The organism is Leclercia sp. UBA5958, from assembly GCF_002430365.1.
Taxonomy (GTDB): domain Bacteria; phylum Pseudomonadota; class Gammaproteobacteria; order Enterobacterales; family Enterobacteriaceae; genus Enterobacter; species Enterobacter pneumoniae.
This window is the reverse complement of the sequence record NZ_DJCE01000006.1, coordinates 193,719-206,255: the sequence shown is the minus strand read 5'-3', so window position 1 is coordinate 206,255 and position 12,537 is coordinate 193,719. Positions and strand designations below refer to the sequence as shown.

Below are 12,537 nucleotides of genomic sequence, written 5' to 3'. Positions count from 1 at the left end.
GATGAAACTGATGAACAAAATGAAGACCGCTTTATCCATCATTACGCTTTCAGTTTGCTTCGCTCAGCAACTTTACGCGATGCCGCTACCTGCGATGCCGGATCCCGCGCAGCCCGTGAACCGGTTTGTTACGCAGGTGAATGCGGATAATTCCATTACCTTTCGCTATTTTGCACCACAGGCAAAAAGCGTCTCTGTGGTGGTGGGCATACCTACGCCAGAGAGCATCCACCCCATGACCAAAGACAGTACCGGTTTATGGAGCTGGCGCGGGCCGGTGATGGAGCCCAATTTGTATGAGTATTTTTTCAACGTTGACGGCGTGCGCAGTATCGATACCGGCACGGCGATGACCAAGCCGCAGCGCCAGGTTAACACCAGCATGGTGCTGGTGCCTGGTAGCATGCTGGATACCAATCCGGTACCGCATGGTGATCTGATAACGCTGACCTACCACTCGGATGCGTTGAAATCAGAACGGCAGCTCTTTGTCTGGACGCCGCCAGGCTACAGCGGACAGGGTGATCCGCTACCGGTGCTCTATTTTTATCACGGGTTTGGCGATACGGTACGTTCCGCGGTCGACCAGGGGCGTATCGCGCAGATCATGGACAATTTGTTAGCGAAAGGGGCAATTAAACCGATGCTGGTGGTGGTACCGGATACCGAAACGGACGCAGAGGGCATCGTTCCTGAAACCTTTGTGCCCGCTGAACGGCGGAAAGTGTTCTACCCCCTGAATGCTAAAGCCGCTGACCAGGAGCTGATGACCGACATCATTCCATTAATCAGTAAGCGCTTTCATGTACGAAACGATGCCGAAGGGCGCGCGCTCGCCGGGCTCTCCCAGGGAGGATACCAGGCGCTCGTCTCTGCCCTTAACCACCCCGAAAGTTTCGGCTGGCTTGCATCTTTTAGTGGCGTGACCACCACCACGGTGCCTGATGCAGGCGTTAGCGCACGCCTGGATGACCCGACCTCGATTAATCAACAGCTACATAATTTTACCCTGGCGGTGGGCAGCAAGGATGACGTGACCGGGAAGGATATCGCCGGGCTGAAGGCCGAGCTGGAAAAGCGGAATATCCGTTTTGAATACCATGAGTATCCGGGGCTTAACCATGAAATGGATGTCTGGCGCCCGGCCTACGCGCAATTCGTGCAGACAGTATTCAAATAACTTTTGGATCAGGATGATCACATGAAACTTATATTGACCGACGATTACGAACAGATGAGCCAGGCAGCCGCGCAACATCTCCTGAGCTATATGACCAGACCGGGCCGGGTGAATCTGGCCATCACCGCCGGGAAGACCCCGAAACGCATGTATGAGTTGTTAATCCCGATGATGAAGAGCAAGCAGGGGATAAATAGCCATTTTTACAACTTCGACGAGATCCCTTTTCGCGGCAAAACAGGCGATGGCGTGACAATCACCAATCTGCGTCGTCTCTTTTTTACCCCGGCGCAGATAGAGGAATTCCGCATACACCCGCTGACGGTTGAAAACTATCAGCAGCACGACGCCACTCTGGCCGCAGAGGGGGGGCTTGATCTGGTGGTGATGGGGCTGGGGGCTGACGGCCATTTTTGCGGGAACCTCCCCGGGACCACCCACTTCCATGAGATGACCACCAAAGTGGCGATTGAAGGGGAGATGGTCGCGATGGTGGCTCATGGTGAACTGGGGGGCGATTTTTCGCTGGTACCGGATTGCTATGTCACGATGGGGCCAAAAAGCATTATGGCCGCGAGAAATTTACTGCTTATCGTCAATGGCGCAGCGAAGGCGCAGGCGTTAAAAGGGGCGCTGGAAGGGCCAGTGAGCGAGCGCCTGCCTGCATCGGTGTTGCAGCTTCACCCCTCGCTGACGGTCATTGCAGACAATGCCGCCGCCGCGGCGCTCTCGTCCAACGCCTGAGCAACGCTAAAGCCCCGCCGCGGCCTGCGGCGGAGCTGATCTTAACGGGTAATATTCCAGCCGCGCGCTTTCCACAGGCCGGGCAATTCTGCCAGATCGGTAAAGGTGGTCACCTTAGGATGGTGGATCGGCTTGTTATGCGGGTCGGCACAGAAGTAAAACACCTCCATCCCCGCATCAATCCCCGATTGCGCGCCCGCGGAGGAGTCATCCACCAGAATGCAATTTTCCACGTTTACATTCATCGCTTTTGCCGCGTGAAACATCAGGGCCGGATCGGGCTTCCAGCGCTGAATATCGTAACCGCTGAACAGTTTTTCCGGGAAGTGGTGCAGCATCTCTAGCTTACCGAGTGAATGCTGCATTTTGCTGACCGGGCCGTTAGAAACCACGCACATTGGCACGGTCATCGCCTCCAGCAAGGCGTTTGCGCCTGCGATCACCTCAAGTTCCGCATCGAAAAGGCGTGCGACCTCGGCGCGGTAAACCGGTTCGAGATCGGCTTTCGCCAGATCAACGCCGTGCTCAGTATTAATAATGTCGATAATTTCGTAGAGCTTAACGCCTTTAAAGCGTTTAAAAATCTCGTCGAGATCGAGCGTAATGCCAAACTCCTGGAACATGGCGACATACGCACAGGCGCAAATGACCTCACTGTCGACCAGCGTACCGTCGCAGTCGAAAAATACCGCTTCAATCTGAGACATGCCTTTCCCTTTTTAACAGGTTTAACGTTTACGTACTGATTGTTTGTGGCACGCAATCGTTGCCGTATAAGCAAAATCAATGAAAAAAAGTACGCCACAAACACCCCTATTGTCGCATTTTGGTATAGGATAGCGACGGATTTTCCCTCCCTGTTCGGAAATAGATGATGAGTCAACAACATACTACCCAGGCATCTGGCAAGGGTCTGCTTGAGCGCGTGTTTAAACTGCGCGAGCACGGTACAACGGCGCGCACCGAAGTGATCGCGGGTTTTACCACCTTCCTGACAATGGTCTATATCGTTTTTGTTAACCCGCAAATTCTGGGCGTGGCTGGCATGGATACCAGCGCCGTCTTCGTTACCACCTGTCTGATCGCCGCGTTCGGCAGCATTTTAATGGGGCTGTTCGCCAACCTGCCGGTTGCGCTGGCTCCGGCGATGGGTCTGAACGCATTCTTCGCCTTCGTCGTGGTTCAGGCCATGGGCTTGCCATGGCAGGTCGGTATGGGTGCGATTTTCTGGGGCGCAGTCGGTCTGTTGCTGCTGACCATTTTCCGCGTACGTTACTGGATGATTGCCAATATCCCGGTGAGCCTGCGCGTGGGCATCACCAGCGGTATCGGTCTGTTTATCGGGATGATGGGGCTGAAAAATGCTGGCGTGATTGTGGCGAACCCGGAAACCCTGGTCAGCATCGGTAACCTGACCTCCCACAGCGTGCTGCTGGGCATCCTGGGCTTCTTTATCATCGCTATTCTGGCGTCCCGTAACATTCATGCTGCGGTACTGGTGTCGATCATCGTAACCACGCTGCTGGGCTGGATGCTGGGCGACGTCCACTACAGCGGCATCATCTCTGCGCCGCCGAGCGTCAGCACCGTGGTCGGTCACGTGGATCTGGCCGGCTCCCTCAATCTGGGTCTGGCAGGCGTGATCTTCTCCTTTATGCTGGTGAACCTGTTCGACTCCTCCGGTACCCTGATTGGCGTGACCGATAAAGCGGGCCTGGCAGATGAGAAAGGCAAATTCCCGCGCATGAAGCAGGCACTGTTCGTGGATAGCGTCTCCTCGGTAACCGGCTCTTTTATCGGTACCTCTTCTGTTACCGCTTACATTGAGTCCTCTTCAGGCGTGTCTGTGGGCGGTCGTACCGGCCTGACAGCGGTTGTTGTGGGTCTGCTGTTCCTGCTGGTTATCTTCCTTTCGCCGCTGGCGGGGATGGTGCCACCGTATGCGGCCGCAGGTGCGCTGATTTACGTGGGCGTACTGATGACCTCCAGCCTGTCGCGCGTGAAGTGGGACGACCTTACCGAAGCAGTACCGGCGTTTATTACCGCGGTGATGATGCCGTTCAGCTTCTCGATTACCGAAGGTATCGCGCTGGGCTTTATCTCTTACTGCGTGATGAAGGCGGGCACCGGACGTTTCCGTGAAATTAGCCCGTGTGTGATCGTGGTAGCGCTGCTGTTCGTGCTGAAGATTGTCTTTATCGATGCAAAATAAACAGCAAGCCCTTTTCTAAACGGGCTTGCTGGTTTGTGTCCTCTCCCGGCGGGAGAGGACATCAGGCTGTGCTTACGCCTTCACCCGCTTGATGTAATCACCAAACGCGGTCAACTGCCCTGAGAGATGGTCCAGCGTGCTCTGGTCAATCACTTCACCTGTTTGTGGATCGACCTTGTTCTGAATCACGCCGCCCATAAATTCCGGTTTGTTCATGACCATCGCGTCGAGGAACACCAGGATCTGACGCAGATGGTACTGGCAGCGCGCGCCGCCGATGGCACCCATGGAGCTGGTCTGAATCAGCACCGGTTTACCCGCCAGCGGCTGTTCCGGCAGACGAGAGAGCCAGTCGATCGCATTTTTTAATCCACCCGGTACCGAGTAGTTATATTCCGGGGTCACAATCACCACCCCATCTGCCTGGCGAATCTGTTCAGCCAGCGCTTCAACGCTTTGCGGGAACCCCTCTTCTTGCTGCACATCGGCATCGTACAGCGGGATATCCCCAATAGACGGCAGGGCGTCGACCGTCATCCCCTCTGGCGCCAGTTTCGGCAGCGTACGGGCAACCATCCCGTTAAATGAACCTTTGCGCAGGCTTCCCAGTAACGTAACAACTTTCAACGTATCAGACATGATTACTCCTGTTTCATCATGATGGCCCTGGACGGGTCAGCTAAGGGTAAATGCTTTCTCTGCGGGTAAACTGGTTAATCTCATCAGACGCGTGGCGGGTTCGTTGGCACGCTCGGGAACGTCCGCCAGGCTATTCCAGCCATGCTTGCTGTCAAATTCCCAGATATTCAAACGCTCAATCGCGGGCGTAACGGCGAGAGACCAGATCAGCACATCTTCTGCGTCGCTGAGGGCCTCTACAAGCGTTGCCTGGGTGGCGCGAAGTCGTCCGGAACCTGGAAGCAATTGTAGCAGCCGGGCATCGTCAGAGGCGCATCCGCAGAGTTTACGGATACTTTGGCGCAGGGTAATAAGCTGCGCCTTGGCTTCATTGGGATCGTTTTGATTACGCACCCACAGCAGTTCATTGCTGGATAACGGATAGGTGTCGTGGGCATGCGGCCCGCCGTGGAAGCCACGAATAGCGCGCTGCAGTTCCATATCCAGACCACAATCGCCCTCTGTCGTGAGCGCTACACCGACAATATTCCCGGTATAGGCGATGGAAAAACGAGGCAGTTCAGGGTTGGCAAATACAGGGCGCCCCTCCGGCAGGGTGATGATATCCGGTAGCTCAGTGGTGCCGTAAAGCATAAACAGCAGTTCGGCGAGCAGGGCTCTTGAGGCGATAAAACGTGAGCGGCGATGTTCCGGCAGTATCCGTGCTTCATCATGACAGGCGGGGGAGAGCCTGGTAGAGACAAGATGTCCCTGGGTAAGTATCCCTCTAGCAAAGTGCGTTGCCATTTTTCGCTCCGTGATAATGGTTTGTGCCTGGTTAAACGGTTACATCATTATCGCTTAACTCTTCCTCAGTTTTAATCCGTAAAGTTGATTATTAGAAGTCCCGACACCGAACTTTACATTTTCAGATATAAAAATCGGATTCCTCGCGCAGTGAATCGCGATAGAGGGCCTTGATCGTCTCTTTAAGCCAGATGATTTTCGGGTTATGGCTGTTACGTTTGTGCCAGATTAGCGTAAAGGGCACGGTAAGTTTTTCCGCCATCGCTTCGTCGATAGGGATCGGACGCGTCACCAGCTTACGCTGGTGGAGATGATTATAGTGCCGGCAGTAGTGCGGCGCGGTCGCAATGTAGTCATGGTGCGGCTGCGCAGCCATAAACATCGACTGCTCAAACCCCGGCAGGCTCATAGCGATATTGCGCGTCAGCCCCATCTCATTTAACACCTCGTCCAGCGCCCAGGTGTCGCTACGCTCCCAAAAGATACTGATATGGGGATAGCGGAGAAACGTCTCGAGATTCCACTCCTCCTGAAGCGCCGGATGGCCCTCACGCAGGTAGACGCAGGGACGGTCGGAAAAGAGAATTTCATGGTCGATAAACCACGGCAGCAATTTCAACAGTTCGCGGGAGCGAGGATGGGTTTCGCGACCGGTAAAGCCGATATCCACTTCACCCCGGGTTATGGCATCCAGCGAGTCGTAGTCCCAGTGGCGCATACGCACCGAGGCCTGGGGGTAGCGCTGGTTTATCCTGTCCAGTAGCGCGTTAAAGCGGATCAACATTAACGGCGTTTCTGCCGCCAGTTCAAACTTCATCCCCCCCGGGGAGTCATTGTGTGACTTGTCGAGGATCTGATTGCCTATCTGCATCCAGTCGGCAAGATCGTGCTCCAGGCTTACCGTCAGCGGCGTTGGCAGTAACCCGAGCGGGGTTTTCACAAATAACGGATCATCGAACCAGGCGCGCAGCTTTGCCAGCGCTTTGCTGACCGCGGACGGCGTGATGTTCATTCGCTTCGCCGCCCGGGTAACGCTTCGCTCCTGCAACAACAGTTGCAGGGTGAGTAACAGATTAAGATCCAGACTGCTGAGGGGCTTCTTCATAATGGGCTATGGGCCGAATCGCCAGAAGGAGAACAATGCAGAGAATGCTACAGCCAATCAGAATCCCGATCAGCATATTCAGCGCATTAAGGCCGAGCACGGCGGCGAGCCAAATCCACAGCGACGAACCGCATACCTGCGCGATACCCAATACTGAACTGGCCACGCCTGCCCGCAACGAAAAGGGTCCTAACGCCTGACTCATCGCTACGCCAAAGCCGACGGAGAAACCTGCGCAAATCAGCGTAATGCCCGCCAACATCAAAGAGTGCGAACTTGCCGATGCGAGCAGCACGCCTGCGGCCAGGAACAGTACCTGTGAGGTCAGCATCAGGGTGCGCTGGCTAAAGATATTTAGCGCAAAAGGAGTAGAGAAGGAGACGGCCATACTTACCAGCGCGGTAGAGGCCATCACTGTAGAGTATTCGCCGCGATCAAAGCCCATGGTTTCCATCAGTAATACCGGGGAAACGTTTACATAGGTCAGGATCACCGCCACGCTGAGGGTCGTGACCAGCAGTCTGCTAATAAAAAATCGGTTTAGCAGTTTTTCCGCCGGATGGAAGGTAGTCCCCGTCCGGGAGTGTTGTGAACCCGGGTGGGTCTCTTTCAATACCGCAATAGAGAGGAGGAAGACCAACATCCCCATTACCGCCATGGTCCAGAACAGGCTTTGCCAGGGCAATTTGAGCATAATCAGATAACCGATGACCGGCGCCAGTACCGGAATAATGCAGGTAATGCCGTTAAGCATCGAGAGCACTTTCGCACGGCGTTGGGCGCTTAACGTATCGCGCAGAATAGCAAACGCCACCACGTAGCAGCCGCCAGCGCCAACGCCCTGAATGAAGCGTCCTATCAGGAAGAGGGTGCTTTCTTGCGCTTGTGAACAGAGTACTGACGCGAGGGCAAAAATCACGGCGCCGGTAATCGCCACGGGCTGACGTCCTGCTTTATCGGCAATTTTCCCGGCAAACACCATTGAGGAGGCCATTCCCGCGAGGTAGGCCGAAAAGGCAATGTGCAACTGCGCTTCACTGGCCCCCAGGTCGCGGGCGATATGCGGCAAACCGACCAGATACATATCAATGCCAGACGGATAAAGCAGAACCAGTGCAAAGCTACAAAACAGAAAACGAGCCATAGATCCCCCATAGATGCAGGCAAGCAGAATAGGGGTTGGGAAGGGGATAAGCGAGTTGCCATTTGGACAAAGGTGATTTCCTGTCAGGAAAGCCACCCGGGCGGGTGGCGTAGACAACGAGCGCGGACGTTAACCGAAGCGTGGCAAAACGTTAAAGGTGCTGCCGAACCAGCAGAGAATAACCGCAATACCAAACAGAATGACCAGGCCCGGAATAAACAGCCCTCCCCAGACGGTGAAGGTTTTTTCGGGAAACTTTTTTCTCGCTTTTAATGCCAGCACGGCAGGAACAATCACGGCCCAGATGGTTGCGCACAATCCCGCACCGCCAATGCCATAGATAAAGCCATTCGGGAAGATGAGATAGAGAATGGCGGGTGGCAGAAAGGTTAACAAAACCGTTTTCAGGCGTCCGACAGGAGAGTTATCGATGTTAAAGAGATCGGCAAGATAGTCGAACAGCCCCAGGGTGACGCCGAAGAAAGAGCTGGCGACCGCAAGGTTAGAGAAGACCAGCAGGCAAAATTCGATCACGCCGTGCTGTCGGGTGCCGAGGAATGATTTCACCAGCGAATCGACATTGCCGCCTGAAGAGATGATCTCGTTAAAGCTCTCGCGGGTAATATTGCCCATCGTGCAGTACAACCAGAACAGATAAATGAACAGGGCCAGCAGCGAGCCAAAGACAATGCTTTTAATCAGCTTATCTTTTCGTTTGCCGTAGCAGATGATTAAGCTGGGGATGTTGCCATGAAAACCAAACGACGCCAGACAGACCGGCAAGGCCATAAAAATATAGGGGAAATAGGCTGTGTTGCTGGTGGTACTGACATTAATGTCCCGTAAAATGGCGTAGTCCACCTGGAAGAAAAACGACCCAAAAACAATAATAAACGCAATGATCTTAACTCCCAGGAAAAGCGAGGTAATACGGCTGGCCGCCAGGGAACTGACCCATAATACCGCCGCAACAAAGATCGCTGTACCTATCCCTACGAGGCGCGGATTAACATGCGTTCCCTGGTTCATGGCAATGGTTTCGCTAATGATCGCGCCATTGGCAGAGATATACGCATAAGTAAGAATATACAGAACAAAGGCGACCGTGAAGCCACTCACCACATTCCATTTATTGCCAATCAGATCTTTGGTGATGGTATTAAAGCTGGAACCGACAGGATAATTTAAATTGGCCTCTAACAGTAATAATCCTGAGTGAAGCATTGAAAACCAGGCGATGATTAAAATAAATGCGCCCCAAAAAAACCACGAGCCTGCTAAATCCACGGGTAAAGCAAACATTCCCCCGCCAATAACCGTACCTGCTATTACCATGACACCCCAAAACGAGGAGTGTTTAGTCTTTAAACTGTTATCCATGGTGCACCCATTAATTATGGTTAGCCTGATATTGTTGGTGTGTAATGAATTCCGGGTGACTAACAGGGTGTTAGTCACCCGGAAGGTGCGGGTTAAACTTCTTTCAGTTTGGCAGTGAAGTGACGTAAAACTTTCGGTTCGTAGGTGAAGGTTAACCCCTTAATATTGCTGGCGTTCTCTTTCACATGTTTAAAGGCTTCGACAATAAAGTCCATGTGCGTCTGCGTGTAGGTCGCGCGTGGAATGGTTAAACGCAGTAACTCCGCCGGGCAGGGCAGCTGTTTGCCGGTTTTAGGATCGCGGCCTAACAAGAACGACCCGATTTCTACCGCCCGAATGCCCGCCACCTTATAGAGCTCGCAGGCTAACGCCTGTGCCGGGAACTGATCAGCCGGAATATGCGGCAGTAGTTTTCCTGCATCAACAAATGCCGCATGCCCTCCCGCCTGCTGACACACTACACCGATGGCTTCCAGGCCATCGACCAGGTATTGCACCTGATTGATACGGTACGCCAGCCAGTCCGGATTCATGCCATCATGCAGACCGACGGCCAGGCGCTCCATCGCACCGCCTTCAAGGCCACCGTAGGTCGGGAAGCCTTCCTGCACCACGCAAAGGGTTCGGCATTCGGTATAGACGTCGAAGAAGCGGTCATCCTTAATACACAGCAGGCCGCCCATGGGTACCATCGCGTCTTTTTTGGCCGACATCGCCAGCATATCGGCGTATTTATAGGTTTCACGGGTGATGTCTGAAATGCTCCAGTCGCGGTATTCCGCTTCACGCTTCTGGATAAAGTAGGCGTTCTCCGCGAAGCGCGCGGAGTCCATTACCACCGGAATGTCATATTTTTGCGCGATGGCGTACATCCCCTTCAGGTTGGCCAGCGAGACCGGCTGGCCGCCGGCGGAGTTGCTGGTAATGGTTGCGACGATATAAGGCACATTATTGGCGCCCACCTCCTGAATGCCGCGCTCCAGTCCTTCGAGGTCAAAGTTGCCTTTAAAATCGTAACGAATACCGGTATCAAACGCCTCTTTGATATAGACGTTACGCACCGTGCAGCCATTAATCTGGCTATGGCCCTGAGTCGTATCAAAGAAATAGTTGGAGAACGCGACCATTTTGCTGCGGTCCAGCCCTTTTTCCTGCTCGCGTTTTTTGATCAAGACCGGAATGTAAATCTGTTCAGCGCCCCGCCCCTGGTGAGTCGGGATAGTGTATTGATAGCCAAAAATGGTTTTCACCGCATCGGAGAGCGCGTAATAACTGCGGCTGCCGCTGTAGGCTTCGTCCCCACGCAACATAGCGGCCTGCATATTTTGTGTGACTGCCCCGGTACCGCTGTCGGTCAGCAGGTCAATAAAGACATCTTCGCTATCAAGCAGAAACGGGTTCATGCCCGATTCAACAATGGCATTTTCCCGGTGCTCGCGGGTGGTGCGTTTCACTGGCTCAATAACACGAATACGGAAAGGCTCAGGTAAATGTTTGAAGTTTTCCATTTGTTCATCCTTTTTGCACGCAGCGGTGCTGAGGGCTATTTAATAACCCTAAGTACAGAGATGTATATGCCAGCCATCATTTAATGCCGCCTGTGGAAATAAACCATGCAGACGATCGGAGCTGGCAAGAATATATTGCAGACATACCAAATAAGCAGATTAATAAACCTGGTTAGTTAGCATTTAGCAAAGGACGAGCAAAGGGGGGATTATGGGTGGTGATTGACAATTTTATTGTCAATATTAAACCACTTAGAAGTGATGTATGTATTTAAGATAATCATCATTGATTTATCCTCATTAGACACTCAGCTACATTATTATAATGAGAATTACGGGTCTATCTGCAGGATAATTAATTGTGAGTGTAATCACAGCCACAATAACCTGACGATTACTGTGGCTGTGCAGGGTTATTTCCCGATACAGAAGCTCGAGAAGATGCGGCCCAGCAGATCGTCCGAGGAAAACTCCCCGGTGATCTCACTCAGATTCTGCTGCGCCAGGCGCAGCTCTTCCGCCAGCAGCTCACCCGCCCAGGCGCCAATCAGCTGCGCTTTCCCCTGAACAAGATGGTTCGCCGCCTCTTCCAGCGCCTGCAGGTGACGACGGCGCGCCAGGAAGCCGCCCTCCATGCTGGTATCAAAGCCCATGCTCTGTTTGAGGTGGTTACGCAGGTCATCCACGCCTTCGCCGGTACGTGCCGAGAGGCGAATAAGTGAGTGACCATTTACTTCACTCATACCCAGCGTCTCGCCCGTCACATCGGCTTTGTTACGCACAACGGTGATCGGCAGTTTAGCGGGCAGACGGGCGATAAAGTCCGGCCAGATATCTGCGGGATCCACCGCGTCAGTGGTGGTGCCGTCTACCATAAATAGCACGCGGTCAGCCTGCTCAATCTCCTGCCAGGCGCGCTCGATACCGATACGCTCTACTTCGTCGCTGGCATCGCGCAGACCCGCGGTGTCGATAATATGCAGAGGCATGCCGTCGATGTGGATATGCTCGCGCAGTACGTCGCGGGTGGTGCCGGCGATATCAGTAACGATGGCAGCCTCACGGCCCGCCAGGGCGTTCAGCAGGCTCGATTTACCGGCATTAGGGCGGCCGGCAATCACCACCTTCATCCCTTCACGCAGCAGGCTGCCCTGGCGCGCTTCGGCACGCACCGCGTCGAGATCGGTCATCACGCTGTTGAGCTGGGCTTCGATTTTGCCATCGGAAAGGAAGTCGATCTCCTCATCCGGGAAATCAATCGCCGCCTCCACGTAGATCCTGAGGTGAGTAAGTGCTTCCACCAGATGGTTTACGCGGGCAGAAAATGCCCCCTGCAGCGAGTTGAGCGCAGAGCGGGCCGCCTGCTCAGAGCTGGCGTCGATCAGGTCAGCAATCGCCTCGGCCTGCGCCAGATCGAGTTTATCGTTCAGGAAGGCACGCTCAGAAAACTCACCCGGCTTCGCAATGCGCAGGCCCGGCAAGGTCAGAATACGTTTTAACAGTAAATCGAGGATCACCGGGCCGCCGTGGCCCTGAAGTTCGAGCACATCTTCGCCGGTAAAGGAGTTTGGCCCCGGAAACCACAGCGCAATGCCCTGATCCAGCGCGGTACCGTCGCTGTCTTTAAACGGCAAATAATCGGCGTAGCGCGGCTTCGGCAGTTTCCCCAGTACGGCTTCTGCTACCTCGTGCGCCTTCTGGCCGGAGATGCGCAGTATGCCCACACCACCGCGTCCCGGTGGGGTTGCCTGGGCGACGATAGTGTCGTTATGGCTCATGGTTTTTCTCAACTGTGTTGCAATAAAAAAAGGCGGTCATTTGACCGCCCTTATTCTAGCT

Annotated in this window: 12 protein-coding genes; 3 read left to right on the top strand and 9 right to left on the bottom strand. The window is 54.0% G+C overall.

Features of this window, described 5'->3' with window-relative positions:
- Positions 1 to 10 precede the first annotated feature (10 nt).
- Together B2Q93_RS09270 and B2Q93_RS09265 are read left to right on the top strand one after the other, a co-directional pair.
- Positions 11 to 1,180: an alpha/beta hydrolase gene (locus B2Q93_RS09270; RefSeq protein ID WP_207292677.1), complete on the top strand. Its 1,170-nt coding sequence runs from the start codon at positions 11 to 13 to the stop codon at positions 1,178 to 1,180.
- Positions 1,181 to 1,201: 21 nt separating this feature from the next.
- Positions 1,202 to 1,924 (top strand): glucosamine-6-phosphate deaminase, encoded by a 723-nt coding sequence (locus B2Q93_RS09265; protein WP_286932649.1) that lies wholly within the window; start codon positions 1,202 to 1,204, stop codon positions 1,922 to 1,924.
- A gap of 41 nt (positions 1,925 to 1,965) precedes the next feature.
- On the opposite strand, the gene yieH is transcribed toward B2Q93_RS09265, so the two are convergent.
- On the bottom strand, positions 1,966 to 2,631 hold the full coding sequence (yieH, locus tag B2Q93_RS09260) for a 6-phosphogluconate phosphatase (RefSeq protein ID WP_286932647.1): 666 nt from the start codon (positions 2,629 to 2,631) through the stop codon (positions 1,966 to 1,968).
- 167 nt (positions 2,632 to 2,798) lie between these two features.
- Between yieH and adeP the strand changes: the two genes are divergently transcribed.
- Entirely contained in the window at positions 2,799 to 4,136 is a 1,338-nt protein-coding gene (gene adeP / locus B2Q93_RS09255; protein WP_154298909.1) for an adenine permease AdeP, read from the top strand.
- A 72-nt stretch (positions 4,137 to 4,208) separates the two neighbouring features.
- On the opposite strand, the gene B2Q93_RS09250 is transcribed toward adeP, so the two are convergent.
- The 8 genes from B2Q93_RS09250 to mnmE all read right to left on the bottom strand — a co-directional run bounded on the left by B2Q93_RS09250 (position 4,209) and on the right by mnmE (position 12,476).
- Positions 4,209 to 4,775, bottom strand: coding sequence for an NADPH-dependent FMN reductase (locus B2Q93_RS09250; RefSeq protein ID WP_040077725.1), 567 nt, complete (start codon positions 4,773 to 4,775; stop codon positions 4,209 to 4,211).
- Positions 4,776 to 4,811: 36 nt separating this feature from the next.
- Positions 4,812 to 5,561, bottom strand: coding sequence for a 4'-phosphopantetheinyl transferase family protein (locus B2Q93_RS09245; RefSeq protein ID WP_046886357.1), 750 nt, complete (start codon positions 5,559 to 5,561; stop codon positions 4,812 to 4,814).
- Between the two features lie 121 nt (positions 5,562 to 5,682).
- Positions 5,683 to 6,666, bottom strand: a complete 984-nt coding sequence (gene yidZ / locus B2Q93_RS09240) for an HTH-type transcriptional regulator YidZ (RefSeq protein WP_040077727.1) — start codon at positions 6,664 to 6,666, stop codon at positions 5,683 to 5,685.
- Positions 6,635 to 7,810, bottom strand: coding sequence for an MFS transporter (locus B2Q93_RS09235; RefSeq protein WP_046886356.1), 1,176 nt, complete (start codon positions 7,808 to 7,810; stop codon positions 6,635 to 6,637). The genes yidZ and B2Q93_RS09235 overlap by 32 nt, the downstream gene beginning before the upstream one ends.
- 129 nt (positions 7,811 to 7,939) lie before the next feature.
- A complete protein-coding gene (tnaB, locus tag B2Q93_RS09230; RefSeq protein ID WP_286932644.1) occupies positions 7,940 to 9,190 on the bottom strand; it encodes a low affinity tryptophan permease TnaB in 1,251 nt (416 codons plus the stop codon).
- 92 nt (positions 9,191 to 9,282) lie between these two features.
- On the bottom strand, positions 9,283 to 10,698 hold the full coding sequence (tnaA, locus tag B2Q93_RS09225) for a tryptophanase (protein ID WP_286932642.1): 1,416 nt from the start codon (positions 10,696 to 10,698) through the stop codon (positions 9,283 to 9,285).
- Positions 10,699 to 10,907: 209 nt separating this feature from the next.
- A complete protein-coding gene (tnaC, locus tag B2Q93_RS21265; protein WP_103181005.1) occupies positions 10,908 to 10,982 on the bottom strand; it encodes a tryptophanase leader peptide in 75 nt (24 codons plus the stop codon).
- Positions 10,983 to 11,111: 129 nt separating this feature from the next.
- A complete protein-coding gene (gene mnmE / locus B2Q93_RS09220; protein WP_286932641.1) occupies positions 11,112 to 12,476 on the bottom strand; it encodes a tRNA uridine-5-carboxymethylaminomethyl(34) synthesis GTPase MnmE in 1,365 nt (454 codons plus the stop codon).
- Positions 12,477 to 12,537 lie beyond the last annotated feature (61 nt).

Excerpts from the sequence above, each read along its gene's own strand:
- B2Q93_RS09235 (WP_046886356.1), bottom strand. The coding sequence starts at position 7,810 with ATGGCTCGTTTTCTGTTTTGTAGCTTTGCACTGGTTCTGCTTTATCCG.
- tnaB (WP_286932644.1), bottom strand. The coding sequence starts at position 9,190 with ATGGATAACAGTTTAAAGACTAAACACTCCTCGTTTTGGGGTGTCATG.
- B2Q93_RS09245 (WP_046886357.1), bottom strand. The coding sequence starts at position 5,561 with ATGGCAACGCACTTTGCTAGAGGGATACTTACCCAGGGACATCTTGTC.
- B2Q93_RS09250 (WP_040077725.1), bottom strand. The coding sequence starts at position 4,775 with ATGTCTGATACGTTGAAAGTTGTTACGTTACTGGGAAGCCTGCGCAAA.
- yieH (WP_286932647.1), bottom strand. The coding sequence starts at position 2,631 with ATGTCTCAGATTGAAGCGGTATTTTTCGACTGCGACGGTACGCTGGTC.
- B2Q93_RS09270 (WP_207292677.1), top strand. The coding sequence starts at position 11 with ATGAACAAAATGAAGACCGCTTTATCCATCATTACGCTTTCAGTTTGC.
- yidZ (WP_040077727.1), bottom strand. The coding sequence starts at position 6,666 with ATGAAGAAGCCCCTCAGCAGTCTGGATCTTAATCTGTTACTCACCCTG.
- B2Q93_RS09265 (WP_286932649.1), top strand. The coding sequence starts at position 1,202 with ATGAAACTTATATTGACCGACGATTACGAACAGATGAGCCAGGCAGCC.
- adeP (WP_154298909.1), top strand. The coding sequence starts at position 2,799 with ATGAGTCAACAACATACTACCCAGGCATCTGGCAAGGGTCTGCTTGAG.
- tnaA (WP_286932642.1), bottom strand. The coding sequence starts at position 10,698 with ATGGAAAACTTCAAACATTTACCTGAGCCTTTCCGTATTCGTGTTATT.
- mnmE (WP_286932641.1), bottom strand. The coding sequence starts at position 12,476 with ATGAGCCATAACGACACTATCGTCGCCCAGGCAACCCCACCGGGACGC.